The organism is Acinetobacter sp. UBA6720, assembly GCF_002454215.1.
Lineage (GTDB): Bacteria > Pseudomonadota > Gammaproteobacteria > Pseudomonadales > Moraxellaceae > Acinetobacter.
The window spans coordinates 40,884-66,098 of the sequence record NZ_DKIK01000142.1 but is presented as its reverse complement, the minus strand read 5'-3'; the positions used below and the strand labels follow the sequence as shown (position 1 = coordinate 66,098).

Below are 25,215 nucleotides of genomic sequence, written 5' to 3'. Positions count from 1 at the left end.
CCAGCAACATCAATGTTGTCTTTGACCGCAAAAGGAATACCATATAACGGCAGTTCTTTACTCAAATCTGAGGCATGTTGTGCTTTTTGTGCTAAGGTTTCGATTTGCTGAATAAGTAGTTCTTTGCTAGCAATAGAGATCCATGCATGATCAGGTTGTGGTAATTGCGCTACATAGTCGATTAAGTCTTCAAGATGAATGTCATGGTTCAGATAAGCTGTTTGCCATTCTTGAAGTGTCCAACCAATGCATTTGTTATGACTCATTTTTTTGCATTCCAACTTGTATACATGATGGAATACAAAAATGCAGAAACTATGCCAATTTGATAAATCTAATTTTTATTTAATTATAGTTGTTTAATATCAATATCTTATTGTTTATTTCTGAATTCTGATGCGAATGTTTATTGGTGTTCGATTCTGCACCAAAACAAGATCAAACGGGATGTAATGGTGCTTTTATACCATGCTGCGATCTTAGATACTCACAGAACATGAGCAAAAAAAGCTCACAATTTGAATCAGCCTGATCAGTTAAGCATTTTCATATTTAGCATCTTAGCCTTCTCACTATTCACATTATATCTCAGCGCAAAACCTATTCACTTTTGCCCTAGAGTAGCTTTTTTAAAAAGTAGCCTATTTTAAAGAAGTCTTTTGTCTTGCACCGTAAAAATGCCATGCTTATATTCTTATTTAGGCTAGGGATGACGTTGTCATGTATTAAATAAAGCCTAGAAGTAAAAAGTAATACCCGTCCATTTCTTAACGGACTGGTATTACTCAATCTGGGTTTTTGACACAAACAAGGGATTAATTTTTAGTTAAAGGTATAATATTTTCCAAGGTACTTCAGTTAGTTTGATTCTTTGAAGGGGATGGAGCTGAACGGCAGTTAACTTCTGAGTTGGGCCCGCAAGATTTTACCAATTGGAGATTTAGGCAATTCTGTACGAAACTCAATATGTTTAGGAATTTTATAGTTGGTCAGACTTTGTTTGCAAAAGCCTATGATTTCCGCAGTTGAAATGTCGTGATTATTGACGACGATGAATGCTTTAACGGCTTCGCCTGTGGTTTCGTCTGCTATGCCAATGACGGCTGCTTCAATAATTTCAGGATGTTGTGTTAACACATCTTCAATTTCGTTTGGATAAACATTAAAACCAGAAACAATAATCAAATCTTTCTTACGATCTACAATTTTTAAAAATCCATCTTCATCCATTGTGGCGATATCTCCCGTTTTAAACCAACCATTTTCTATACTATTTGCTGTTTCTGTCGGGTTGTTGAGGTACTGCTCAATCATATTTGCACCTTTTACCCAAAGTTCGCCCGCTTGCCTAATGCCTATTGCTTGTCCTTGATCATTCACGATTTTTAGCTCTAAGCTGGGCAGTGGAAGACCGATAGATCCTAATTTTTTGTTGATACTTGGTGGATTGATAGAGACCATGCAACAACTTTCTGTCATACCGTAACCTTCTACAATCGGTGAGACAACTTTTTCCCATTCAATGGCTGTAGAGGGGCGCAAACTGGTTCCACCTGAAATGGCGACTTTGAGTGGTGGCGGATTATTACGGAACCATGTTTGTTGTAATAAACCTGCATACAGGGTATCGACACCAGTTAGCCAAGAAATGCGAAATTGTTGGAAGGCTTTTTTAAGATTGTCCAAGGGGCGAGGGTTTGGGATGAGGATATTATGTCCACCTTTATGAAACATAAGTAAAAAATTGAAATTAAAAGCAAAAATATGGTACATCGGTAGTGCAGTGAGTATGTTGTCACCTTGTTGAATTTCCATTTTGCTTGAGAATGCTTGGATAAAATCTTCCGCCATTTTCATCACCGCTAATAGGTTACGATGACTAATGACAGCACCTTTACTTTTGCCAGTGGTTCCCCCTGTATATTGATATAGGGCAATTGGGTGATCTTGGTAAATGAGCGGATCGACTATTTTTTCACCCAGTTTTAAGGCCTGTTTAAAACTCTGGTAGGGGATATCTGGTGTGGTGATGTCTCTGGATATTTTCATTTTAATCATCAGACCAATAGGAAAATTAAAAAAGTCGCTTAAGCTCGCTACGACCAAATCAATTTTCAGTGTATTCAGGACAGGTTGTGCGGTTTTAAGAAATAAATCACAGGCTATCAGCAGTTTGGCGCCGCTGTCTTGAAGCTGATGCTTGAGCTCAGTTGCGGTGTAGAGTGGGTTGATATTGGTGAGAATGAGCCCTGCTTTCCAGATGCCAAAGACTGCAATTGGATAGTGCAGGCTATTGGGCATTTGGATGGCAACGACATCACCTGTGTTCAACTTGAGAACATGTTTTAAATAGTTGGCAAAATGGTCTGAATAGTAGTGAATTTCTTTAAAACTTAGACTTTGGCTAAAACCATTGGGTAGAACCACGCTAAATGCTGGTTGGTCTTGATAATGTTGCGCGGCATAAAGGCAGAATTCACTGACCGAGCCTGACAGGAGTGATTCATTGAGCTGATAATTTTTTAATTGTTTTGGATAACTTTTTTCCCATAACTTATTGTTCATGCTTTATTCCTTTGTTTTGCATGTATTTAAAAATAAAAAGCTGAACTTTTTTAAAAAGTTCAGCAGAATGATTTAAAGCATTACTTCAATATCGCTGAGTGGAAATGCAACACAGCTATAAATCCAGCCAAATTGGCGGTCTGAGCGGCGTAAGTGCGCCTCGTCGGGATTAAAGACTTCACCTGAAATCAGTTTGATCCGACACAGACTGCATTCGCCTGAGCGACAGGCATTTTCGACAAAGAAACCATGTCGTTCTAGACTGTTCAGTAAAGGCTCACCAACCGTGGTAGTAAACTGTCCTTTGCCTCTTACTGTGACTGTCACTTCTTGATTTAATGCAATGTCCGACGTCCAAGTTGACTGTGTGTTTGGGGCTTTGGGGGCACCATTGGCTTCAACTCGAATACGTCGAGCAGGAACTTCTAACTCAGCCAAAAGTTGTTGGCAACTTTGGTTAAATGGCGTTGGGCCACAGATGTAGAACATCTTTTGTTTCGGCTCTGTACCTAATAATTCGCTCAAGCGCTCTGCACTTAATCGTCCTGTTTGACCTTGATAGTCTGCTGTCGGACGAGTGATATATTCGGTTAAAGTGAAATGAGCATACTGTTTGGCCAGTGCTCTGAGCTCTTCGGCATAAATCACATCATCTTCAAAGCTATTGACATAAATCAGGTGGAATCGCTGTTGAAGATTTTGTTCAAGTAGATTTAAAAGCATACTGCGCGCTGGCACACTACCAGAGCCACCTGCCAAAAACACCAGATCATCACCATGAAACAGCGGATTGTGGTGAAAGTTCCCCATTGGACCACTACTTTGCACGATTTGTCCTACCGATAGTTGATCGACCAAATAGTGTGAAACAAAGCCCGCGTCTGCTTTTTTGATGGTGAGATCATAGTAGTCTGCTTGGGTTGGCGAAGATGCAATTGCATAGGGACGAGCTGTGTAAGTACCTGCCACAGTGACAAATAGATTGATGTATTGACCTGCTTGAAATGCTGGCAAGGCTTCACCATGCTGAGAGGCTAGGCGGATGGTTTTAGTCATTGGCGTTTCTTCAATAATCGCCTGAACAATCAAATCAATACGCTTGGGATGCAGCGAGTGCATTATCCGTTGCACTTGGCCTTTATATTCAGAAAAGTCTGTACCATTTTGTTCTAGTTCAGATTTGGCTTGAATAATTTCCTGATAGCCTGTGACTGCATTTAAAATATGTAGATCAGACATTGCTTAGCTCCTATTGTGCCATTTTGTTGAGTTGACGCACCACGGCTTTGGCTGTAGATACTCCCGCAGCATAAGTCGGTTGGAATCCGCCCATCGTGGTCCACGCACTGGCAAAATAAAGCCCTTGTAAATGATTCAATCGGTCTCGGATAAAACTGGTGTCTTCGCGTGTTTGCTTATAACCGTAAATTGCACCGCCTGGAGTATTCAAATAGCGCATCATGGTGAGTGGTGTCGCGACTTCAACTTCCTGAATGTGTTGACGTAGGTTCGGATAGACCTGTTCAATCAGATCAATTAATTCATCCGCAAAACGATATTTGGTTTTGGCATAGTCTTCGGCTTTCACATTTTTCCAGACATCAGCATATTGCAAGCACACCAACACCACTTGACTTTTGCCTTCTGGAGCAGCTTGTGGATCATCGTAGTTATAGCAGGTCAGCATTCCTGAAATAGGGCTATCAAAACTTTCCATATTGTCATGGGTTTTTTCCCAGTCCATGGTCGAGGAAATAAAGGTTGATGCTGCATTGATCTTTAAGTGTGCTGGGGTGCAATCTAGACCCAAATAAATGACAAAGGCAGATGTTCCCATACGTCGAGATTTGAAGTCTTGCTGAATTTTTGTAGGGAGGGGATCGTCTAATAATTCATTAAATGTGAGTACAGGACTAGCATTGGAAATCACGGCTTTACAGTTGATCAAGCGCCCATCTTCAAGCCTAACCCCAGTGACGGCATGATCCTGAGTGATGATCTTTTCCACACCACAGTTGAATTGTGCTTCACCGCCTGACTCTAAGAACGATTCCAACAGCGCATTGGACATGGCTTGTGATCCTCCTTTGATATGCCATGGCTTAAACACCGCATAGGCATATAACATATTGGCGAGATCACTAAATAAGAGATTTTTGGGTGGAATACCTGAATAAAACCAATAGGTCGCCAAAATACTGATTAAGGTTTCATCGGTGAAAAACTCATGCAATACATCGTGGGCAGAACGTAGACCATAGCGTTTAAAGTATGGACAGAGTTGATCAACGAGCAGTGGATCATTGCTTTTTTGTGCTTTAGGTAGGGTTGTAAAACCTTCTAAAGTGACTTTTTCACAGGCCAACATAAATTTTTCAAGTTGATCGGCCTCAGCAGGATACTGTGCTTGTAGCAACTTACGAATCCCTGACCAGCTTGCGGGTAAGGTGATATCGACCTGATTGGAAACAGCGAGTCGATAAAGTTCATGCTCTTGTACAAATTCGACTTTATCCATCACACCGAGTTGATCGAATAACTGTCGCATGATAAATGGGCGCTCTTCTGTGCCTAAACCACTTAGTTGATGCAATGCCACTTCAAATTCAAAATCACCACGGACAAAAGAGGTGGCACAGCCACCGGGTATGTTATGACGTTCAACCAGTAAGGTTTTTTTGCCTGCCTTTTGTGCTGTGACGGCTGCAGTTAAGCCTGCGTTGCCAGAGCCAATGACTACGACATCATAGTTTTGCATTTTAAACTCCAATCTTAACACTGGTAAGATTTGATTAAAAAAAATTAGAAAGGGTTGATTTTTTCTAGCGCTTTATTGAGTTTCAGCGAATTGAATCGGGTGTAAGTTTTCAAATTGCGGTGATGCTTCAGACATACGGCTTTGCACCATGGTTAAAATATCTTGTCCATTTAAAATAGCTGATTGCAACATCACAGTATGGTCTAGGGCTTGAGCCACATTATGGTCTCGACTATAGAGTAGACTGCGTTTAATGCCTTGCATGGCTACAGGTGGCTTTACAGCAATATTTTTTGCAATGCTAAAAGAATGTTCCAATAGTGCTTCTGGTGTTTCTAAAATTTTAACCGCTAGTCCGAGACGGTACGCATCTTCAGCGAGCAATGTGTCTCCCGTGAAAGCAAGATAGCGGGCAAGATTGAAGGGAATTTGATGGGGTATGCGTTGTAATACGCCAATATCCGCCATCATCCCAATATTGGTTTCTTCAATACGAAACTTGGCCTGTGGAGTCACAAAACAAAAATCACATGCTGCAATTAAATCAAAACCTGCTCCGACACAACTACCATGTACTGCTGCAATTACAGGGAATCTAACTTTTTCAAGGCAAGTCAATGCGTCTTGCATCAGAGCTAAGCTTTGCATGATGCTTTCACGTGCTACAGCATTTTGTGCATGAAATTCGGCCTGATTACTAAACATGCTCAGATCAAGACCTCCACAAAATACTTTACCTTGAGCCGAGATAATCAACGCTCGGATCTGTCCAGATTTATGCAATTGTTGAATCACTTGAGGAAATTCACGCCAGAAAGACAAATTTAAACTATTTGCTTTTTCAGGGCGGGAAAGTTGTATATGCGCAATCTGAGCCTGAATACTCAGTTGAAAGCACTCATAATTTTGATTCATCACTCTGTCCTTAAGATGTTTAAAAAATACTCTAAACCTTAATCTTTACAGTGTAAAGATTAATTTAAATGGTGCATTTAAATTTATGCTAGGATAAATGGCAGAAGAATATTGATTTTTACTCAGCACTTTATGAACAAATCCGTCAAAAGAAAAAATTACCATGTTGGTAATCTTGAACCCCAACTCATTGATCAAGCAAAGAAAATGCTTGAAGAAGTCGGACCAGATAAGTTGTCTATTCGGGCTATTTCTGAACAAGTGGGTGTGAGTGCAACGGCTGTTTATCATCACTTTGCCAATAAGGATGAACTATTGAGTCATCTTGCCGCACAAGGCTTTGCTCAGTTAGAAAGTGTTTTGGGACAATGTCAGCAAGGGATAGACAAGAAAAATAAGATGCAGGTGATTAGTCGGCAGTACATGTTATTTGCTTTTGAACATCCTGCCATGTATCAGTTAATGTTTGGTTCTCAATTGGCACATAGTGAAATGAATCCTACTCTTTCTACGGCACGAAAAAATGCTTATGCTGTGGTAGAGCAGTGTGTAGCGGATGTGCTTGAAAAAGATATTCAGTCCAAAGAAGTTCGTTCTGCTGCACTGGCCGCATGGTCTTTTGCACACGGACTCGCGTCATTGATGATTCATAATGTTTTTGAGTTACCAGAACATATTTCTAAAGATGCTGTAATTGAAAAAGCACTTTTAGGGTTTAATCAATTGGTGAAGGCGCATTTAGATTTTGAGTAAAAGGGTATATGGCATTTCTTTTGTGATTGAATAACGTAAATCTTTATGTTTGTGATTTAATTTTATGGCTAGATCGTGGAAATGCTTTTAGAGGCTTAAAATGCAGCATTCTGCTGAATGCATGAAACATTTTAAGCTCTAATCATCCGTTTATATAACTGTTAAACTTTTGATGCTGCCTCAATAATTACTTTTGCAACTTCAGCTGCTTGTGACAAATGTGGAACATGACTTGCCTTCAAGGTGGTGATATTAGCTGACATTCTTTCAGCCATTTTCTTTTGTAGCTCAGGTTGCAACATATAGTCATCTTCACTAATGATATAAGTGGATGGTTTCACTTTCCACGCGGCAGCATTTACTTTTTCTTCAAAGTTTCTTGCCCGAATTGGGGTTTGTGTTGCATACATCAATTGGGTTTGAACAGAGTCATTAAGATCTTGTGCAAGATGTTGTTCAATACCTTCAAGGCTCAAAGTTAAAAAGCCGTCTTGGTCACTGACTAAATGAGCAAAGCCCGATGGTGCAGGAAGGCCTTGTCCTAAGTCGACGATCGACTCACCAACGGCGGGTGCAAAAGCGGCGACATAAACCAAAGATTTTACTGACTCATGTTGTCCTGCTTCAGTTATCACCATGCCTCCCCAAGAATGCCCCACAAGGACGACCGAACCTTCAACTCTATTTAATACACGTTGAGCTGCGATTACATCGTCATCTAAGGAGCTTAAAGGGTTTTGTACCGCGATAGTATTGAAGCCTTCAGCGTGTAAAAGTTTGAGAACTTGATTCCATGTTGAACCGTCTGCAAATGCACCGTGTACAAGTACAATTGTTGGTTTATGGTTATAGGCTGCTTGAGTATCTGTGTGTTGATGGTTTTGCATGATGTATCTCTTGATTTGAATATTGTTGATGTGCTCACTATACATAGGAAATAATTTGAGATAAATTATCTAAAAATATCAACATTAGGTATAAAAAGATTCAAATGGATAGATTCTCTTGTATGCAAGTGTTTGTTAAGGCTGTGGAGCTAGGCTCTATTTCTGCCGCAGCAATTGAGTTGGATCTATCTTCACAAGTGGCTGGAAAGCACATAAGATTTCTTGAACAAAGCTTAGAAATTAAGTTGTTGAATCGGACAACTCGCCAGCAAAGTCTGACTGATGCAGGACGGATTTATTATGAAAAAGCCAAGCATATTTTGGCTGAGATGCAAGAAGCAGAGGCTTTTTTAGCGGAGACACGTTCAACGCCTAGAGGCAAGTTACGTATCAGCGCACCCGTCACTTTTGGGAATCATGCCTTGGCACCCGCCATTACCGAATTTTTAAAGACCTACCCTGAAGTCTCTGTTGAATTGAATCTCAGCAATCGTAAAATCGACTTAGTTGAGGAAGGTTACGATATTATTTTTCGTTCTGGTGAATTGCAGGATAGTGGGCTATTGGTGCGGGGGTTGGCTCCTTATCAACTCGTATTATGTGCTTCTCCAGCATATATTCAGTCTAGTGCTCCACTGTCGATACCAGAAGATTTAAAAAACCATGAATGTTTGGTCTTTACACATTCTATTTTGCGCACAGAATGGTCATTTAAAGGGCCTAATGGGATAAGTTCGGTTTTAATTACAGGCAGATTTTGGACAAATAGTGGTGAAGCCTTACGTGCAGCTGCGATTGCGGGACAGGGGCTACTTTTACAGCCTTATGAGCTAGTGGCGGATGACTTGGAAAGAGGGCAATTAATACGGGTATTACCTGAGTATGAGCCAGTGATTGGTTCATTACATATTTTGTATTCACGTGATCGTAGAATGACGCCTAAATTAAAGAGTTTTATTGATTTTATTTTACTTAAATTTGGAATTTAAAAGGAACAGTAGCCATAGCATTGAATATATTTTTAGCTCAATTTTACGCTTGCTATGACACTCAACTATTTAGTTTTTCTAAATTATTTTTGGCATTAGATTGATAATTTGAACGAGTCTTCAATAGAAGTATGTTGCGACTGAAGCAAAAATGCTCTTCTTTTTGATGAAACAAAGCCTTGATGTAAAACGACAATGCTGTATATAGTTCTCAGTATAGCATCATTTATGAGCATAATTCGTTTAGTCCGCTAGTTGCCAAGTTGTGAAAATTAAGTTGTGATTCGAGCAAAAGTCATCAACTACAGGTCAGTCCATTTTAAATAGATTTTATTGAGTAAAATTAAAAAATAGTAAAGTTAGTATGGATTAGCAAAAAATAAAGATGAGAAAAACATGAGTGCAGAAGTTGATTCATTAGGATTGGTGGGTCCTGTCGTACTGTTAAGTGCTGCGGTGATTGCCGTTCCCCTTTTTAAACGTATTGGTCTAGGATCTATTTTAGGTTATTTAATTGCAGGGCTGATTATCGGGCCATTTGGTTTTGCTTTTTTTAATAATCCTACAGCCATTTTACATATCGCTGAGCTGGGCATCGTGATGTACCTCTTTATCATTGGATTGGAGATGCAGCCTTCACATTTGTGGAGTTTAAGGAAAGAAATTTTTGGATTGGGCAGTTTGCAAATCTTGATCGCGGTGGCTGCGTTGACAGGCATGGGCATGCTGTTTGGTTTTAGTTGGAAAATAGCTTTCATTGCTGCTGCGGGTTTTGTTTTGACCTCGACTGCCATCGTGATGCAATTGCTCAATGATCGAGGCGAATTACATCAACGGCGGGGGCAAAAGATCGTTGCAATACTGCTGTTTGAAGATCTATTGATTGTTCCATTATTAGCCTTGGTCGCATTTATGTCCCCCAATCATGCGACTGAAAGTTCATCAATTGATTTACAAGGGATTGGCATAGGGCTACTGGCAATTGCTGGCTTAATTGTTGCTGGGCATTGGCTACTCAATCCTTTATTTAGAGTTTTAGCAGCAGCGAAAGCACGTGAAGTCATGACTGCCGCTGCACTTTTGGTGGTTTTAGGTGCCGCGTTGCTGATGCAACTCAGTGGTTTATCCATGGCGCTAGGAGCATTTTTAGCAGGCGTTTTGCTCTCCGAATCAACTTTTCGCCATCAAATTGAAGCGGATATTGAACCGTTCCGAAGTCTACTTTTGGGGCTATTCTTTTTAGGGGTAGGCATGTCTTTAGACTTGTCTGTGGTCAAAGCAAATTGGCAACTCATCCTCAGTGGTGTGATTGCGCTGATGTTGACTAAAGCACTCATGATCTATGTGGTGGCACGTTTAACCAAGAGTAATCATATTGAAGCCTTGGATAGAGCTTTACTCATGGCGCAGGGCGGTGAGTTTGCATTTGTGCTCTTTAGTGCCGCAACGACCGCTCAAATTATTGATAACACCATTAAGTCAAATTTAACTGCAATTGTCGTGCTATCCATGGTGTTGACTCCAATTATTGGGGTGATATTTAAACGCTTTACTATTGCAACGGATGAGCATTCATTAGATCAGGTGCGAGTTGCTGACGGCTTAACAGGCAAAGTACTAATGATTGGTTTCGGTCGTTTCGGTCAGGTGGCCAGTCAGTTGTTATTGGCTCGTAGCGTGGATGTGACCATTATTGATAACGATGTCAACATGATCCAAAACGCAGAAAAATTTGGTTTTGATGTCTATTATGGCGATGGATGTCGTTTAGATATTTTACATGCATCTGGTGCAGATACAGCCGAAGCCATTTTGGTTTGTGTTGATCACAAAGAAACCATTAATAAAATTGTAGAACTAGTCAATGCTGAGTTTCCTTTAGCCAAACTGATTGTACGTTGTTATGACCGTGAACATGCGTTGTATCTGTCGAAGAAAAATGTCAGTTTGATGGTACGGGAAACCTTTGAATCCGCATTGGTTCTAGGTCAAACTGCCTTGCAGCAACTGGGTGTTAGTCCAGAAGAAATACAGCAAGTGAGTGATGATATTCGTGCTTTAGATAGTCAGCGTTTTGAAACGGAGGTAGCGGCTGATGATGTTAATGCAGGTATTGGGATACAGTACACTCAGCGTAACCCTCGTCCTACTTCACCGTTGATTAAGCCACAGCATACAGGGCAAGTTTTAAATGATAACGAATTCATAAAGCCTCGTGATACGGATAGTTGAGTTTTCGTTTAACGCTTAAACTTGGAGATAAAAGAGGTCTGTTTCAGGCCTCTTTTTCTATATGAAGTAATTCCATGTGGCTTAAGGGTATGGTTGCTTAATTAAGTATTTAAATGTTCTAAGGTTGAAATAAAATCCGTAAATTTCTCACCTTGAATTACCACATGTGCTTTCAGCAAAGCCTCGGCTTCTTGTTCATGACCTGCAAAAATGGCCTCTAAAATTGCGCTATGCTCTGAAAATGAATGATTCATTCGATGGTTAACGCGGAGTTGTAGGCGGCGGTATGGGTGCAAACGTTTGTGCAAGGTACAGGCTTGTTCAATTAAAAAGGCATTATGACTGGCTTGGTAAATAGCAAAGTGAAATAAACGGTTGGCCTCATAATAATTTTCTGAGTCGTTCTGATTTAAATAGTCCTGACATAACTGATGCAGGCGTTGTAATTCTTGCTTTTCTTCAGGTTGAATGCGCCGTGCTGCCAGTCGTCCACACATGGCTTCTAATTCAGCCATCACCTCGAACATTTCACAGAGAGTGAGTGAATTAATGGCTGGAATAATTGCGCCACGACGTGGGCGAATTTCAACCAAGCCTTCAGCGGCCAATAGCTTTAATGCCTCACGAATCGGGGTACGTGAAGCACCATAGCGTTCGCACAGTTCTTGTTCATCTAGCTTCGTCCCAGGCAGGAAAAAGCCATAAATAATATCATCCTCTAACTTTTTACTAATTTGAATAGAAAGAGGAAGTTCCGCAATTGAAGTCATACATCACCAAAAATTGTATACAATTTATGTTTATTTGAGTACAAAACATTGTACACTGGATACAGATAAGCTATAACTATAGCAAATTATAAGTCAGATTATTAGAAGCGCTGCATGATCCAGGGAGGATTCAGCAATGATTATTTACGGAACAGCCATATTGGCAGTCTGCCATTTACTTGGTGTTTATCTAGGCAATGCTCTCGGGATTGCCCTTGGTGTACAAGCCAATGTAGGTGGTGTGGCCATCGCCATGATTTTATTAATTCTATCGAAGGAACTGTTAGCGAAACGTGGGCACTTACCTCAAGTGACTCAATTTGGTGTGTTGTACTGGTCAGGTATGTATATCCCGATTGTGGTTGCCATGTCGGCAGGCCAAAACGTAGTTGCGGCTATGTCGGGTGGGATGTTGGGTTTGATTGTTTCGGTTGCGTCTTTAATTGGCACTGTCTTGGTGATTCGTTGGTTGAATAAATCCAGTGGCGACTATGACAGCTATGAATGGGCTGTAGAGCCAACTGAAAAAGCCGCTTAAGGACAAGGGTGTTGTCATAACACGAAATAACAATCAGTTGTACGGTTACAAGGAAGAAACGCAATGGAAGAAATAATTACGGTTTTTACCAAAAATGCCCTCGTCGCGGCGCTCGCAGTGACTGGTTTAATGATGTATGTGTCGCATCTTTTGTCGAAATATCTCACCAAAGGCAAGTTACAAAGCTCAGCCATCGCCATCACTCTGGGGCTGGTCTTGGCTTATTTTGCAGGGATTTATACTCAAGGTGAAAAGGGCATTTCAGATATCGCCATTTTCTCAGGTTTCGCTTTACTCGGTGGTGCCATGATTCGTGACTTGGCCATTGCATCAACGGCGTTTGAAGTTGACGTCAAAGAAGTGAAAAAAGCAGGAAAGGTGGGTCTGATCGCGCTTGCACTTGGCTGCGTGATTCCATTTTTGATCGGTGCAATGGTGGCGTGGTTGATGGGCTATAAAGATCCTGTTTCGATGACCACGATTGGCGCAGGTGCGATGACCTATATCGTTGGACCAGTAACAGGTTCAGCCATCGGTGCAAGCTCAGAAGTGATTGCATTATCAATTGCAATTGGTCTGATTAAAGCGGTGTTTTTCATGGTGGGTACACCGTTATTCGCAAAATTTATGTATCTCAAAAGTCCACGTTCTGCCATGGTTTTTGGTGGAATGGCAGGAACGACCAGTGGCACAGCAGCAGGTTTAGCAGGAACTGATGTACGTTTAGTGCCCTATGGTGCATTGGTCGCAACCTTCTATACCGGTCTTGGTTGTTTACTTGGGCCCTCTGTATTTTTTCTCACAATCAATGCCATCTTCGGCTAAGCACAGCATAAAGGTGACCCCATGAACCAAATGGTTAAGACGCGCTTATGGGATAAGCAGCGTACCCGCAGACTAGAAAAACTGAATCTTGCCAAAGAAAAAGGCTTTGCAAAACAAGTTGAGCATGCTCGGGTGATTGAACTTTTGGAAACGGTGATTTCCAGTGGTGATCGCGTTTGTTTGGAAGGTAATAACCAAAAGCAGGCCGATTTTCTGTCAAAGAGTTTAAGCCAGTGTAATCCAGAGGTAGTTCATGACTTACATATCGTACAGTCGGTATTGGCTTTACCCAGTCACATAGATGTCTTTGAAAAAGGTATTGCTTCTAAGGTCGATTTTTCCTTTGCAGGCCCACAAAGTTTACGTCTAGCGCAATTGGTTCAGCAGCAAAAAATCAGTATTGGTTCGATCCATACTTACCTTGAGCTGTATGGGCGTTACTTTATTGATTTGACGCCAAATGTCTGCTTGATTACGGCACATGCGGCCGACCGAGAGGGCAATCTTTATACAGGTGCGAATACCGAAGATACGCCTGCAATTATTGAAGCGACTGCATTTAAAAGCGGGATTGTGATTGTGCAGGTCAATGAAATTGTCGATAAGTTACCGCGTGTGGATGTACCTGCGGATTGGGTCGATTTTTATATCGAAAGTCCCAAGCACAACTATATAGAACCATTGTTTACCCGTGATCCTGCACAAATTACCGAAGTGCAAATTTTAATGGCGATGATGGTCATTAAAGGCATCTATGCACCATATCAAATTCAACGCTTAAATCATGGTATTGGTTTTGATACTGCGGCAATTGAATTATTGCTGCCTACGTATGGGGCATCCTTAGGACTAAAGGGACAGATTTGTACCAATTGGGCTTTGAATCCGCATCCAACTTTAATTCCTGCGATTGAAAGTGGATTTGTCGATTCGATCCATAGCTTCGGTTCTGAAGTAGGGATGGAAGACTATATTAAAGAGCGTCCAGATGTGTTCTTTACAGGCAGTGACGGCAGCATGCGTTCCAATCGTGCCTTTAGTCAAACTGCGGGTTTATATGCCTGTGATTTGTTCATCGGTTCAACCTTGCAAATTGACTTACAGGGCAACAGTTCAACTGCAACCGTAGACCGTATTTCTGGTTTTGGTGGTGCGCCGAATATGGGCTCTGACCCGCATGGACGCCGTCATGCCAGTTATGCCTATACCAAAGCAGGCCGTGAAGCGGTCGACGGTAAACTGATTAAAGGGCGTAAGTTGGTGGTGCAATTGGTCGAAACATACCGTGAACATATGCATCCTGTCTTTGTTGAAGAATTAGATGCGTGGCAATTGCAGGACAAAATGGAGAGTGAACTTCCGCCCATCATGATTTATGGCGAAGACGTGACCCATATTGTGACGGAAGAAGGTATTGCTAACTTACTGTTATGTCGAACCCCAGAAGAACGTGAACAAGCCATCCGTGGTGTGGCAGGTTATACCCCAGTGGGGATGCAGCGTGATGAGACCAAAGTGGACGAGTTACGCCAGCGCGGCATTATTCAACGCCCAGAAGATTTAGGCATTGATCCAACACAGGTCAGTCGTGATTTGTTGGCGGCAAAATCGGTGAAAGATTTAGTTAAATGGTCGGGTGGTTTATATAGCCCCCCAAGTCGCTTTAGAAACTGGTGATCGACATGGAAAAGTTAAAATTTGAATTGCAATCAGTGCCGCTGAGCGCCGAACAAGCGGCGGTCATTTGTGGTGTGGTCGGTTCTGGAAATTTAGAAGTCTTGGTTTCACAGCATGATCAGGCGGATATTTGTCGGATTGAAGTCACCACATCAGCCGTCGGTTTTCAACATGTTTGGAAGTCTGTGCTGAATGAGTTTGCACAACGTCATGCAGTAGCAGGGCTTAAATTTCAGTTAAATGATATGGGCGCAACCCCAGCAGTGGTGAACCTACGCTTAAGCCAAGCAATATCTATGTTTAAGGGAGTATAGAACATGGATCAAGTGATGCTCAAAAACAGTTTTTATGAAAAAACCGCACGTGCGCGGATTCAAGCGCTCGTCGATGCTCAGAGTTTTAATGAAATACTCAAACCGACTGAAGTTGAAGTCAGCCCACACCTGTCTGCTTTGGATATTCCGGGTAGTTTTGATGATGGCGTGATTATTGGTACGGCACGTGTAAACGGAACAGCTGTACATATCATGGCGCAGGAAGGCCAGTTTATGGGCGGTGCTGTGGGGGAAATCCACGGGGCGAAAATTGTCGGTCTTTTGCATAAAGCCATTCAAGATCAAGCGCAAGCGGTGCTGTTTTTTGTCGATTCAGGTGGTGTGCGTTTGCATGAAGCCAATGCCGGTCTCATCGCTATTTCCGAAATTATGCGTGCCATGTTACAGGTACGAAATGCAGGCATTCCCATTATTACGGTGATTGGCGGAACCTGTGGTGCTTTCGGTGGTATGGGCATCAGTTCGTGTTTGAGCAGTGCCATCATTATGACGGAAGAAGGACGTTTGGCACTGTCTGGGCCAGAAGTGATTGAAACAGTTAAAGGCGTAGAAGAGTTTGACTCGAAAGACCGTGCTTTGGTTTGGCGCGTGACTGGCGGTAAACATCGTTACTTACTGAACCATGTGCAGGCTTTGGTTGAGGATGATATTACCGATATTCGTGATGTGATTTTAACGCAACTAGACGCCAAGGCTGCTTCTTTAGATTTAGAACAATTATTGCAACAGCAGCAACAGCTTGAGCAGCAGTACCAACGCTGGTTTGGTAAAAATGATGGTTTACAGATTTGGCATGACATGGGAATTTCACAGCCAGAAAAAATTCCGATGTTGTCTGCCCATGAAGTTGTGTTGTTAAAGCAAGGATGAGCTCATGAATACAGAATTACTTTTACAACAGTTGTTTCCGCATCAACTGGATTATCAGATCGAAGGTTATGTGATTAAGGGTAATGCGCAAACGGATGCAGGCCCAGTGCGGATTCTTGGCACAGTCAATGCAGCACCTATTAATCAACAGATTGCGATGGAACTGGCAGGTGAAATTTTAGAGTTGGTACAGCAGAAGCAACAGACACCTGTAGTGTTTATTGTGGATACTCAAGGTCAAGCGCTTTCTCGTGCCGATGAGTTACTGTGCTTAAACCGTACCTTCGCGCATTTGGCATCTTGTGTTGACCTACTGCGCAGAAGTGGACATGCCAATCTTGCGATTATTTTTGGTCAAGCCGTCAGTGGTGGGTTCTTGTCCTATGGCCTCATGGCAAACGAAGTTTATGCACTGAGTGATTCTCAAGTGAAAGTTATGGACTTAAACGCGATGGCACGGGTCACTAAAATTCCAGTCGAAAAGTTAAAAGAGTTGTCGCAAAGCTCAGCTATTTTTGCTCCAGGGGCAGAAAACTTTTACAAAATGGGCGCAATCAATGCCATTTGGCCAGATTTGGAGACCGATTGGGTTAGCCAAGCGCTGTTAAATCAACAACAACATCTCGAAGCTTATCTGACAGATCAACGCCGTATGGTGGGGCAGCAGCGTCAAGGGCGTGTGTTGTGTAATACCATTATTGAGAAAGTTGTCCACAGTTAAGGAAGCAGATATGGATCGTCATGACTTAGCTTATCTTTGTGATTCAGCACACTTACATTTTTTAGATGTTTCTTTACCTGAAACAGTGAAACAAAAGGTGTATCAGCTGTTGAGCCAACATATTCCAATGACCGTTTGTCGGCAGGACGATCTGGATGCGGGACAAGTGAAGCTGGCGGTCAATTGCTTGGTTGAAGGCTATAAATATCGGGTGGCGTGCTTAGTCGAGAAACACGAGATCGAGCAGATCACTCGACCGCTTTCTCTACAGGCTTTGTTAAAAGCGGATTCGCAGCTCCTACAACCTAAAGTGCTGAGTGATTTTGCAGGCAACTTAGAACAATTGGGCTGCAAAGTATATGTCTATGGCTCCTATGCCTATGAATATCTCACTAAAGAAGCTTATGTACGTTCAACATCAGACTTGGATTTGGTGTTATATCCAAAAGATTTAACACACACTTCAGAGATTCTAAATCTGCTTCAACAGGCTCAAGCTCAGAGTTCTATTCGCTTGGATGGAGAGATTCAAACCCATCCAGACTGGCATATGTCATTTAATGAGTTAATTGCGGTTTTTCCTGAAATGAAACAGCAAGTGATCGTCAAAGGAATTCAGCGTGTCGAGATGCTGAGATTAGAACAATTCTTCGAAGGGAAGCTTGGATATGCAAATGCTACAACCACATGAAGTTTTATGTCCGAACATTATCAGGACTGCTGAAAGATTAGACCGTTTGGCATGTATGGCGTTATTGGATGAAGCCAGTTTAGAACATAAGCCCGGTTTGGTTTGTCCAAGTTCACAGGGCAGTCATCATGACATGGACTTTAGCTTGTTCCAATGCAGTGTGAATGCGTTACAGGGCTATTTTCAGGTGCAATGCTTGAATGGCTATCACGATGTCGATTTTGACGAGATTCGACAATGTGGCATTTTAGCTGAACAAAAAATGATGACCGCAACTCAGCAGATCAATACCCATAAAGGGGCGATTTTTAATTTAGGTTTTGCCAGTGCTGCAGTAGGACAATGTCTAGCAGCTGATAGTCCCTTGAATGCAGGCTCAATCAGTCACAAAATTCAAAGTACTTGGCAGGATGAACTGTTACATCATCTAGAGCGTAATCCCAACAGCCACGGACAACGTATGCGTAGTCAATATGGCATCACAGGGGCGATTGAAGAAGTGGCTTCAGGTTTTAAAACGGTGATGGATGTTGCTTTGCCGACGTATATCGAGATTTATGCCAGAACGGCCAATGCACAGCAGGCTACAATTCAGACTTTATTCAGTCTGATGGCCTATGTACAAGACACCAATATCGTTTGGCGCGGTGGTTTATCAGCCTTATATATTGTGCAGGATCTAGCCAAGCAGTTTTTGGCCCGTGGCGGTGTGCTACAGCACAATTGGATGCAAGACGTAGCTAAAGTGGAAGGTTATTTCGTTCAGCATCGTTTAAGTCCGGGGGGCAGTGCCGATTTATTGGGGGTGACTTTATTCATGCTGAAGGTGGAACATGAATTTCGCAATCATATTTAGTGGGCAAGGACTTCAAAGCTTAGCCCATGTGCAAGAGCTACTCACTTTGGCAGATGAGCTTCATGTATCAGAGAGTTTAAAGCAACATTTGCCACGACTATTTTGTTCCGATTTAACCGAAGCAGATTTGTATGCGAATGAGTTCGCGCAGCCTTTTATTTTTGCTTTGCAATGGTGTCGTTGGCAAAAGTTAAAGCCTGAGATTGAGGACCTTATGAGTTTCTCAGGCTATTCTCTCGGCGAGTTAAGTGCGCTCATTTGTGCAACGCAGATAGGTTTGGAGCAAGGACTATATTTGGCCCAGCAGCGAGCCTCGTTAATGTCTTTAGCCTCTCAGCATGCATGTGGCTTAATGGCTGTTCAGGGCATCAATCTCAATACACTTGAAGCGTTGTTGACTGAAACGTCAACCGCACTTTCCATTAAGCTCAGTGATAGTAGTTTTGTCGTGGGTGGGGCTGATGCCAATTTACAGCAGTTGACTCAGCAACTCGAATTGCGAGGAACACGTTTTGTTAAACGCTTGAATGTCACCGTTGCATCGCATACCGCATGCATGGATGCTGCAGTTCAGCCGTATCGGCAGGTTTTACAACAACAAGACTTTGCTGGTTTGTGCACGGCCATGATTAGCGGTTCGGGTGGGCATAAGTTTTTTAAGACCACAGATGCCGTGAGTGCGCTCATTCAGCAAATGAATCACGCGATTGATTGGGATGCTTGTTTAAGTGCAATACAAGAAAATCAGCCTGATGTAGTCTTAGAAATTGGGCCAGGCAACGCCTTAAGTAAAATGCTCTTGGAGCGTAATCCACATTGCATCGTACGTGCGGTGGATGATTTTAAAAGTTGGTCTGGATTGCAGGTATGGTTAGAAAAACAAAGTATTGGATCATCCTGAAACGAAGACGATATGAGATAAAATTTATTCGGTGCTTTTTCGTTTTAAATCACACTCAGTCGTCCTGAAGATCGTTCAATGTCTACATCACTTCTTCAGTATGTAGATGAACTGAATAACACATGAAGAGCCGTGTTCCCTTATCCGCTTTTTGTCCTGATTAAATTAGCTTGAACCTACGACGAATGGTTGGTTTAGAAGGGCAATGGATTATTGATAGCAATCATGTTTATCGAGTTTTAAAACGCAGTATGAAGCTGAATTTTCTATTCTACATATCATCATTTATTTTTAATTTTTAAGCGATTACCTCACTCGTTTATGGGATTTTAGAACAAAATTGTGCTCCAAAATCTATAATCTTCTACTATGCGTATGGTCTCACTATTAGATAAATAAAAATGATGAAAATAACAAAAAATGCCAAAAAATAAAAAAAATTATTGAAAATTTTAAAAAATGTGATAGATTTCACGCTTACTTTTTATATGTGTGAACCTCTATATAAAAAAGTATCTATAAAAAGCAATGTTATTCATAGCGATTGCTTTTTGATTATCTAATTTAATAGTTTTAGGTCGTTATATGAAAAATTTTCTTACTACTGCATTATTGGCTTCTGCTGGTTTAGTTTTAGCTGGACAGGCAAATGCGGCTACCACTTCAAAAACAGCAACTGCTGACTTTAAAGTGAAAATTGAAGTGCTTTCTACTTGTGCAATCAATGCCACTGATATTGATTTTGGTAGTGTAAACAGTGCTGTGGCTGCAAATGATAAAACAGGAACATTAAATGTTACTTGTACAAGCCAAACACCATATAAAGTGGGTTTAGCAGGCAGTGGGAAAATGACACATGAGACAGATACTTCATCTAGCATCGCATATCAGTTATTCCAAAATACAAGTGACAAAAGCCAGTGGGATAATAATAGTAATCTATACTCAGGTGTAGGTTCAGGTAGCGTACAGGCTATTCCTGTTGTTGCAAAAGTATCTGGTTCAACAAATGTTCGAGCAGGTAAATATATCGACACGGTTACCGCTACAGTAACGTATTAATTTTTGCTATCGTAAGGATATTCTTCACGAAAAGGGTATCGGCATGAAAAATACGTCGCGTTGGTCAAATGTACTGCGTAAGTGTAGCTTAGGTATATTGGCAACGAGTATTTTTATGATACAGGCGCATGCTGCAAGTTTGCAGGTTGCGCCTATTTTATTGGAATTTTCGCCTCAAGAAAAAGTCAAAGAACTTTGGTTAACCAATACTGGGGATGAAGCCATCCAAGGTCAAGTTCGAGTAAATGCTTGGACGCAAACCAATAATCAAGATATTTTAACCCCGTCTAAAGATCTGATCGCAAGCCCAATGGTATTGACGATTCCCGCAGGCCAAAGACAGTTGGTTCGTCTTATTCGTAGTACTGCAAGCAATAACTCATCTGAGCAAGCTTATCGTTTGATTGTTGATGAGCTACCGAACCCTCAAGCAGAAAAGCAAAGTGGTCTTCAGTTGTTGTTGAAATATTCAATTCCTGTATTTTTTAAGGCCTCAAGCACTGATGTCATTCAACAAGGTGTAACCTCGCTCAATGGCATGACATTTAAATACAATGCGAACAAATTAACGGTTACTAACCTGTCTCCGCACTATAAACGTTTTAGCCAGTTTGCCTATGTTGATGCGCAGGGGCAAAAAACACCCATCCAAAAAGGACTCATGGGGTATGTGCTGAGTGGTCAAAGTATGCAATGGTCTATTCCTGCTACGATAAATGTCAAACCTAATGGAAAATTTGTAGCAGTTGTAAATATGGATGTTCGGGAACAAGAACTTCCTATATCTCCTTGATATCTTATGTCTTTGGGAGTTTCTTCATTGAACGTTCGAGTCGGTCGTTTACTCTGTGCAGGGCTAATTATTGTTATTGCTCCTCACGTTTTTGCAGAGTCGGACTCCCCAGAGCAAGCAAGTGAAATCCAGCAAGACTTATACTTGGATGTCGAACTTAATCAGTCTGTTCAGCCACAAATTGGTCATTTCCTGCAACGAGGTCAACAGCTTTATATAGACCGTGCATCTTTAGATAGTTTTGCCATTCATGCGGATGCTCCGCAAATGCTCATAGATCAAGCTACTTATATTGCGCTTGATCAAATTAATGGATTGAGCTATCAGTATGATGATTTGAATCAGAAAATATCAATACAAGTACCTGTCGAGTTGTTAAGCGGACAAAACCAATATGGTTATCAAGCTTTACCTGCCGCCAGTATTAACCCATTACAAGAAAAAAAGGGGCTGTTACTTAACTACACGGCATTTGCCCAACAAAATGATGATGTTTTTTCATTTAATGGTTGGAATGAGCTACGCTATTTTGGCTTATTTAATGGCGTTTTAAGTCTGTCAGGAAATTATCAGTATCGAGATCATGTCGCGACTGATGGTCAAATACTTGATACGTATTGGGAAAAAGATTTTCCAAATCAATTGCTGCGATTGCGTTTAGGTGATGCTCAAAGTGATGCGCTTACATGGACACGTTCAACGCGTTTGAGCGGTTTGAGCATATCTAAAAACTTTGCATTACAGCCTTATACGGTAACCACGCCCTTAATGAGTTTTAAGGGGCAGGTGACTTTGCCCTCTCAAATTGATCTGATTATTAATGGGATCAAGCAATCTTCACAAAATGTGGTACCGGGGCAATTTGATATCCAAACCATCCCGAGTATTACGGGGGCTGGAAATGCCCAGATGGTCATTACCGACATCAATGGTCAGCAGCAAGTTCAAAGTTTTTCTTTGTATCGTGCCAATCATTTATTGGCACAGGGACTAAATGATTGGTCTTTGAACTTGGGTTATCCTAAGCTTAATTATGGTCTATCTTCTTTTGATTATGCGAATGATCCCGCTTTTAGTGGAAATTATCGTTATGGACTAAGTAATACTTTCACAGTAGAAACGCATGCCGAGCTTACGGAACAATTGCAACAAGCAGGTTTAGGAACAGTTTATCAATTAGGCAAGCGCGCAGGGCAAATCAATGTTTCCTATGCTTATAGCCATACATCCGAGCAACAAGGTCAATTGTTGGGTTTTGGCTATAGCTGGAACTCCGCATTGCTCAGTCTAAACTATAATGGCCTACGTCAGTTCGGACAGTTTAATGATATTGCAAGCTTAAACGATGCAACATTTGCAAGCCAGTCCGATCAATTTTATATGGGACTAAATACTAAATTTGGACAATTTGGCGGTAGCTATATTCAGCAGGAATACATAGATCAAGCGAGTAATCGTTTTGTCTTGCTCAACTGGTCTTATATTTTACCGCGACGAATGAACTTGAGTTTGAGTTATAGCCGTGACTTGTTAAATAAAGAGAATAGTTATTATCTATCTTTAAATTTACCATGGGCAAAGCGTAATTCTGCGACACTTACCGCTCAGCGTAGCAATGACCAAAACCAAATGAGTCTGAATGTTTTACATTCTGTGGATCAAGACCAAGGTGGTTTAGGTTGGCAAGCTTTAGCCAACCATACTGAGCAATATTCACAATTTCAGGGGCAGTTGGATTATTTAGGACGTTATGGTTTGGCACAATTTAATGTGCAACATACCGAATCTGATCAACAAAATAATACCAGTGCTTATGCTTCAGTGAGTGGTGGGTTGGTGATTTTAAAAGATACAGTATTAGCTAAACGTCTAGGCAATGGTTCATTTGCAGTTGTTTCAACAGATCAAGTTGCAGATGTACCTGTACGTTTAGAAAATCGTTTAATTGGCAAAACAAATCGGAAAGGTTATTTACTGCTTGATTATTTAAATCCATATCAGCATAACAGTGTGGCTGTAGATACTTTGGATTTACCGATCAATTTAAAAATTGAAACGACACAGCAGGATGCAGTTCCTCGGCAGTCGAGTGGGGTATTTATTCGGTTCCCGATGTATCAGGTCAAATCACTACAACTTCAAGTGGTCGATTTGCAAGGAAATAACCTTTCGGTAGGAACTTCTGTCTGGCAAGAAAAACCAAATGAGCAACTTCAACCGACGACTATTGTGGCGCATGATGGTATGGTGTATTTGGATAATGTAAAAAATAATACCCTATATATAGGTGATCAGCTCAAGCAGTGCAGAGTAAAGTTGCCAGATCTTGAAACTTTAAATGGTTATAGTGATTTGGGGCAAATCGTATGTCAGTAAACTACAGTCACTGGTTTAAAATGAACTATTCTAGCCATTATTTGGCTTGTATTGGCTTGTTGCTCCTTAGTTGTGGGCTGATCTATTCGCCTGCGCATGCAGAAAGCTGCTGGATTGGGGGGGCAACTCTCAGTTTAGGTACTGCAAATGCTCAAGGTTCTTCTACTGCTTCAACGGATGTCACGGTTAGCTGTAACTCTAATTGGAGTCAGCCAGTCACATATAAAATGTGTTTAGCAATTGATAGTACATCTCCTTCGGGGAATGATCCTCGTAGTATGATTAGCTATAATCCTGAAACACTGCTCAATTATCATTTGTACTATGATGCTGCGCGAACGTACAAAATTCCAGGTTCAGACCGTAAAAGTCAGGCGCAGTGCCAGACTTTTCAAGTCGAGGCTGGGCAGGCGAATGCAAGTACTCAAATTAAAATATATGGACAAGTGCTCGCTGGGCAAGTGGTTCCTGCGAGAAGTTACACCACAAATAGTGTAAATCTGAAACTTTATTCTGCTTTTCGTTATGGTTCTGCAATACCTAGCAATGAAGAGGTTTTTGCAAATTCAAATACAGGAAATAATAACCTCATCGTTAACTCCAATTATGAAAATAGTTGTTTAATCCAATCGGCTACGGATATTGACTTTGGAGCTGTTGAACAATTAAACACCCCATTATTTGGTTCAGGACTTATTCGTTTGGCTTGTCCAACAGGAACCAGTATGCAAGTTAGTTTGGATAATGGCGTAAATGCGCAAGGAAGCCAAAGACGAATGAGAAATGCAGTGGGAAGTTATATTCAGTACAATTTATATAAAGATGTTAGTCGTTCACAAATATGGCAGGCGAATGTTTTTTATCCTGTAGATAACCAGAGTGTTCCTGTGTATGCAGCTGTTCCAGCTCAAACAATCACAAGTATTGGACAATACTCCGACACAATCACAGTCACTTTAACTTACTAAGTTGCTCATTATTCCTTGTAAGCTTAATAGGTAATGGTTGCGGTCACTTTGTCACTATATTGTCCTGCAGGAACATTAGCATTGGGAACTTTTCCCCAAATGGTAATATTTTGCGTTTGCCCAGTACCTTGTTGAGACAAACGATTGTCTGCAATATTGCCCCATTCTTTACTCATGGCAGCATCTTGGTATAGCTGATAAGGAATTTGTATAGAAATATCATTACTATGTTTTAAACTGCCGTTGCTGTTTAACGCAATGTTATAGGGTGTTCCATTGGTACAATAAACATTTAAACTTCCTGTCGCTTGCACATTCTGTGCATTACGAGTCACTGTTCCAAAATCAATATCCGAAGTACTGCCTGTTCCAATATCGCAAATTTCTGTAACTTGCATTTTGACTTGAAATTGTGAGGATTGACGATCACTCATGGTATACGCCGAAACAGAAATGACGGCAAGAATTGCGAAAGAATATTTGAAAAGTTTCATGGTGTACTGTCTCCACGAGACTACAATGATTATCAATAGTTATGTGACTAATATAGGGAAATATAGCGTTGATTACTATAATTTATATTACATAATAATGCAGAAACTGAATTATATTTAATCGTTTGGTAAAACCATGTTGGTGTAAGTAATAGAAAAACTGTTTAAATATCAAAATAATGTAAATAATATTAAGAATATTTCACCAGTGTCACGAATTTTAAACGGTGCCCTTGCAT

Annotated in this window: 23 protein-coding genes and 1 pseudogene; 16 read left to right on the top strand and 8 right to left on the bottom strand. The window is 41.1% G+C overall.

Going from position 1 to position 25,215, the window contains the following annotated elements; genetic code table 11:
• The 5 genes and pseudogenes from B4F08_RS12610 to B4F08_RS12590 all read right to left on the bottom strand — a co-directional run.
• Window positions 1–266: pseudogene (locus B4F08_RS12610) on the bottom strand (amidase family protein); the annotation flags it as partial.
• A 631-nt stretch (window positions 267–897) separates the two neighbouring features.
• On the bottom strand, window positions 898–2,565 hold the full coding sequence (locus tag B4F08_RS12605) for a long-chain-fatty-acid--CoA ligase (protein WP_291374562.1): 1,668 nt from the start codon (window positions 2,563–2,565) through the stop codon (window positions 898–900).
• A 72-nt stretch (window positions 2,566–2,637) separates the two neighbouring features.
• Window positions 2,638–3,804 carry an FAD-binding oxidoreductase gene (locus B4F08_RS12600; RefSeq protein ID WP_291374561.1) on the bottom strand — a complete coding sequence of 389 codons (1,167 nt, stop codon included), beginning with the start codon at window positions 3,802–3,804 and terminating at the stop codon, window positions 2,638–2,640.
• A gap of 10 nt (window positions 3,805–3,814) precedes the next feature.
• Window positions 3,815–5,323: a phytoene desaturase family protein gene (locus B4F08_RS12595; RefSeq protein ID WP_291374560.1), complete on the bottom strand. Its 1,509-nt coding sequence runs from the start codon at window positions 5,321–5,323 to the stop codon at window positions 3,815–3,817.
• A 72-nt stretch (window positions 5,324–5,395) separates the two neighbouring features.
• Window positions 5,396–6,238, bottom strand: coding sequence for an enoyl-CoA hydratase-related protein (locus B4F08_RS12590; RefSeq protein WP_086208708.1), 843 nt, complete (start codon window positions 6,236–6,238; stop codon window positions 5,396–5,398).
• A 132-nt stretch (window positions 6,239–6,370) separates the two neighbouring features.
• On the opposite strand from B4F08_RS12590, the gene B4F08_RS12585 reads away from it, so the two are divergent.
• The gene (locus B4F08_RS12585) at window positions 6,371–6,991 is read left to right on the top strand and encodes a TetR/AcrR family transcriptional regulator (protein ID WP_086208707.1); all 621 of its coding nucleotides are present in this window, start codon (window positions 6,371–6,373) and stop codon (window positions 6,989–6,991) included.
• A 161-nt stretch (window positions 6,992–7,152) separates the two neighbouring features.
• On the opposite strand, the gene B4F08_RS12580 is transcribed toward B4F08_RS12585, so the two are convergent.
• Window positions 7,153–7,878: an alpha/beta fold hydrolase gene (locus B4F08_RS12580; protein ID WP_291374557.1), complete on the bottom strand. Its 726-nt coding sequence runs from the start codon at window positions 7,876–7,878 to the stop codon at window positions 7,153–7,155.
• Window positions 7,879–8,000: 122 nt separating this feature from the next.
• Between B4F08_RS12580 and B4F08_RS12575 the strand changes: the two genes are divergently transcribed.
• Both B4F08_RS12575 and B4F08_RS12570 read left to right on the top strand, forming a co-directional pair.
• Complete coding sequence (locus B4F08_RS12575) at window positions 8,001–8,867, top strand: LysR family transcriptional regulator (RefSeq protein WP_228146977.1); 867 nt, start codon at window positions 8,001–8,003, stop codon at window positions 8,865–8,867.
• A gap of 396 nt (window positions 8,868–9,263) precedes the next feature.
• Window positions 9,264–11,099 carry a monovalent cation:proton antiporter-2 (CPA2) family protein gene (locus B4F08_RS12570; RefSeq protein WP_291374555.1) on the top strand — a complete coding sequence of 612 codons (1,836 nt, stop codon included), beginning with the start codon at window positions 9,264–9,266 and terminating at the stop codon, window positions 11,097–11,099.
• Window positions 11,100–11,200: 101 nt separating this feature from the next.
• On the opposite strand, the gene B4F08_RS12565 is transcribed toward B4F08_RS12570, so the two are convergent.
• On the bottom strand, window positions 11,201–11,869 hold the full coding sequence (locus tag B4F08_RS12565; protein ID WP_086208703.1) for a GntR family transcriptional regulator: 669 nt from the start codon (window positions 11,867–11,869) through the stop codon (window positions 11,201–11,203).
• A gap of 136 nt (window positions 11,870–12,005) precedes the next feature.
• Here B4F08_RS12565 and madL point away from each other — a divergent pair, with 136 nt between their 5' ends.
• The 13 genes from madL (at window position 12,006) to B4F08_RS12500 (ending at window position 24,482) form a co-directional block, all read left to right on the top strand.
• Complete coding sequence (madL, locus tag B4F08_RS12560) at window positions 12,006–12,407, top strand: malonate transporter subunit MadL (protein WP_110973816.1); 402 nt, start codon at window positions 12,006–12,008, stop codon at window positions 12,405–12,407.
• A gap of 63 nt (window positions 12,408–12,470) precedes the next feature.
• On the top strand, window positions 12,471–13,232 hold the full coding sequence (gene madM / locus B4F08_RS12555; protein ID WP_086208701.1) for a malonate transporter subunit MadM: 762 nt from the start codon (window positions 12,471–12,473) through the stop codon (window positions 13,230–13,232).
• A 21-nt stretch (window positions 13,233–13,253) separates the two neighbouring features.
• Complete coding sequence (mdcA, locus tag B4F08_RS12550; RefSeq protein WP_110973814.1) at window positions 13,254–14,909, top strand: malonate decarboxylase subunit alpha; 1,656 nt, start codon at window positions 13,254–13,256, stop codon at window positions 14,907–14,909.
• A 5-nt stretch (window positions 14,910–14,914) separates the two neighbouring features.
• Window positions 14,915–15,223, top strand: a complete 309-nt coding sequence (mdcC, locus tag B4F08_RS12545) for a malonate decarboxylase acyl carrier protein (RefSeq protein ID WP_291374553.1) — start codon at window positions 14,915–14,917, stop codon at window positions 15,221–15,223.
• Between the two features lie 3 nt (window positions 15,224–15,226).
• Window positions 15,227–16,114: a biotin-independent malonate decarboxylase subunit beta gene (locus tag B4F08_RS12540; RefSeq protein WP_291374552.1), complete on the top strand. Its 888-nt coding sequence runs from the start codon at window positions 15,227–15,229 to the stop codon at window positions 16,112–16,114.
• 4 nt (window positions 16,115–16,118) lie between these two features.
• Entirely contained in the window at window positions 16,119–16,835 is a 717-nt protein-coding gene (gene mdcE / locus B4F08_RS12535) for a biotin-independent malonate decarboxylase subunit gamma (protein WP_291374551.1), read from the top strand.
• 10 nt (window positions 16,836–16,845) lie between these two features.
• Window positions 16,846–17,526, top strand: a complete 681-nt coding sequence (gene mdcG, locus B4F08_RS12530) for a malonate decarboxylase holo-[acyl-carrier-protein] synthase (RefSeq protein WP_291374550.1) — start codon at window positions 16,846–16,848, stop codon at window positions 17,524–17,526.
• The gene (gene mdcB / locus B4F08_RS12525; protein WP_291374548.1) at window positions 17,504–18,382 is read left to right on the top strand and encodes a triphosphoribosyl-dephospho-CoA synthase MdcB; all 879 of its coding nucleotides are present in this window, start codon (window positions 17,504–17,506) and stop codon (window positions 18,380–18,382) included. Before mdcG ends, mdcB begins: the two co-directional genes overlap by 23 nt.
• Window positions 18,360–19,283: an acyltransferase domain-containing protein gene (locus B4F08_RS12520; RefSeq protein WP_291374546.1), complete on the top strand. Its 924-nt coding sequence runs from the start codon at window positions 18,360–18,362 to the stop codon at window positions 19,281–19,283. Before mdcB ends, B4F08_RS12520 begins: the two co-directional genes overlap by 23 nt.
• 585 nt (window positions 19,284–19,868) lie before the next feature.
• Window positions 19,869–20,345 carry a Csu type fimbrial protein gene (locus B4F08_RS12515; protein WP_086208693.1) on the top strand — a complete coding sequence of 159 codons (477 nt, stop codon included), beginning with the start codon at window positions 19,869–19,871 and terminating at the stop codon, window positions 20,343–20,345.
• 43 nt (window positions 20,346–20,388) lie between these two features.
• Window positions 20,389–21,138 (top strand): fimbrial biogenesis chaperone, encoded by a 750-nt coding sequence (locus B4F08_RS12510; RefSeq protein ID WP_291374544.1) that lies wholly within the window; start codon window positions 20,389–20,391, stop codon window positions 21,136–21,138.
• 27 nt (window positions 21,139–21,165) lie between these two features.
• Window positions 21,166–23,514, top strand: coding sequence for a fimbria/pilus outer membrane usher protein (locus B4F08_RS12505; protein ID WP_291374542.1), 2,349 nt, complete (start codon window positions 21,166–21,168; stop codon window positions 23,512–23,514).
• A complete protein-coding gene (locus tag B4F08_RS12500; protein WP_291374541.1) occupies window positions 23,505–24,482 on the top strand; it encodes a Csu type fimbrial protein in 978 nt (325 codons plus the stop codon). Before B4F08_RS12505 ends, B4F08_RS12500 begins: the two co-directional genes overlap by 10 nt.
• Before the next feature lie 23 nt (window positions 24,483–24,505).
• Here the strand turns inward: B4F08_RS12500 and B4F08_RS12495 are convergent, their stop codons facing one another.
• A complete protein-coding gene (locus B4F08_RS12495; protein ID WP_104488387.1) occupies window positions 24,506–24,976 on the bottom strand; it encodes a Csu type fimbrial protein in 471 nt (156 codons plus the stop codon).
• Window positions 24,977–25,215 lie beyond the last annotated feature (239 nt).

What these genes read in the sequence shown, in the direction of transcription:
- B4F08_RS12605 (WP_291374562.1), bottom strand. Translation starts at nt 2,565, where the DNA reads ATGAACAATAAGTTATGGGAAAAAAGTTATCCAAAACAATTAAAAAAT.
- B4F08_RS12600 (WP_291374561.1), bottom strand. Translation starts at nt 3,804, where the DNA reads ATGTCTGATCTACATATTTTAAATGCAGTCACAGGCTATCAGGAAATT.
- B4F08_RS12595 (WP_291374560.1), bottom strand. Translation starts at nt 5,323, where the DNA reads ATGCAAAACTATGATGTCGTAGTCATTGGCTCTGGCAACGCAGGCTTA.
- B4F08_RS12590 (WP_086208708.1), bottom strand. Translation starts at nt 6,238, where the DNA reads ATGAATCAAAATTATGAGTGCTTTCAACTGAGTATTCAGGCTCAGATT.
- B4F08_RS12585 (WP_086208707.1), top strand. Translation starts at nt 6,371, where the DNA reads ATGAACAAATCCGTCAAAAGAAAAAATTACCATGTTGGTAATCTTGAA.
- B4F08_RS12580 (WP_291374557.1), bottom strand. Translation starts at nt 7,878, where the DNA reads ATGCAAAACCATCAACACACAGATACTCAAGCAGCCTATAACCATAAA.
- B4F08_RS12575 (WP_228146977.1), top strand. Translation starts at nt 8,001, where the DNA reads ATGCAAGTGTTTGTTAAGGCTGTGGAGCTAGGCTCTATTTCTGCCGCA.
- B4F08_RS12570 (WP_291374555.1), top strand. Translation starts at nt 9,264, where the DNA reads ATGAGTGCAGAAGTTGATTCATTAGGATTGGTGGGTCCTGTCGTACTG.
- B4F08_RS12565 (WP_086208703.1), bottom strand. Translation starts at nt 11,869, where the DNA reads ATGACTTCAATTGCGGAACTTCCTCTTTCTATTCAAATTAGTAAAAAG.
- madL (WP_110973816.1), top strand. Translation starts at nt 12,006, where the DNA reads ATGATTATTTACGGAACAGCCATATTGGCAGTCTGCCATTTACTTGGT.
- madM (WP_086208701.1), top strand. Translation starts at nt 12,471, where the DNA reads ATGGAAGAAATAATTACGGTTTTTACCAAAAATGCCCTCGTCGCGGCG.
- mdcA (WP_110973814.1), top strand. Translation starts at nt 13,254, where the DNA reads ATGAACCAAATGGTTAAGACGCGCTTATGGGATAAGCAGCGTACCCGC.
- mdcC (WP_291374553.1), top strand. Translation starts at nt 14,915, where the DNA reads ATGGAAAAGTTAAAATTTGAATTGCAATCAGTGCCGCTGAGCGCCGAA.
- B4F08_RS12540 (WP_291374552.1), top strand. Translation starts at nt 15,227, where the DNA reads ATGGATCAAGTGATGCTCAAAAACAGTTTTTATGAAAAAACCGCACGT.
- mdcE (WP_291374551.1), top strand. Translation starts at nt 16,119, where the DNA reads ATGAATACAGAATTACTTTTACAACAGTTGTTTCCGCATCAACTGGAT.
- mdcG (WP_291374550.1), top strand. Translation starts at nt 16,846, where the DNA reads ATGGATCGTCATGACTTAGCTTATCTTTGTGATTCAGCACACTTACAT.
- mdcB (WP_291374548.1), top strand. Translation starts at nt 17,504, where the DNA reads ATGCAAATGCTACAACCACATGAAGTTTTATGTCCGAACATTATCAGG.
- B4F08_RS12520 (WP_291374546.1), top strand. Translation starts at nt 18,360, where the DNA reads ATGAATTTCGCAATCATATTTAGTGGGCAAGGACTTCAAAGCTTAGCC.
- B4F08_RS12515 (WP_086208693.1), top strand. Translation starts at nt 19,869, where the DNA reads ATGAAAAATTTTCTTACTACTGCATTATTGGCTTCTGCTGGTTTAGTT.
- B4F08_RS12510 (WP_291374544.1), top strand. Translation starts at nt 20,389, where the DNA reads ATGAAAAATACGTCGCGTTGGTCAAATGTACTGCGTAAGTGTAGCTTA.
- B4F08_RS12500 (WP_291374541.1), top strand. Translation starts at nt 23,505, where the DNA reads ATGTCAGTAAACTACAGTCACTGGTTTAAAATGAACTATTCTAGCCAT.
- B4F08_RS12495 (WP_104488387.1), bottom strand. Translation starts at nt 24,976, where the DNA reads ATGAAACTTTTCAAATATTCTTTCGCAATTCTTGCCGTCATTTCTGTT.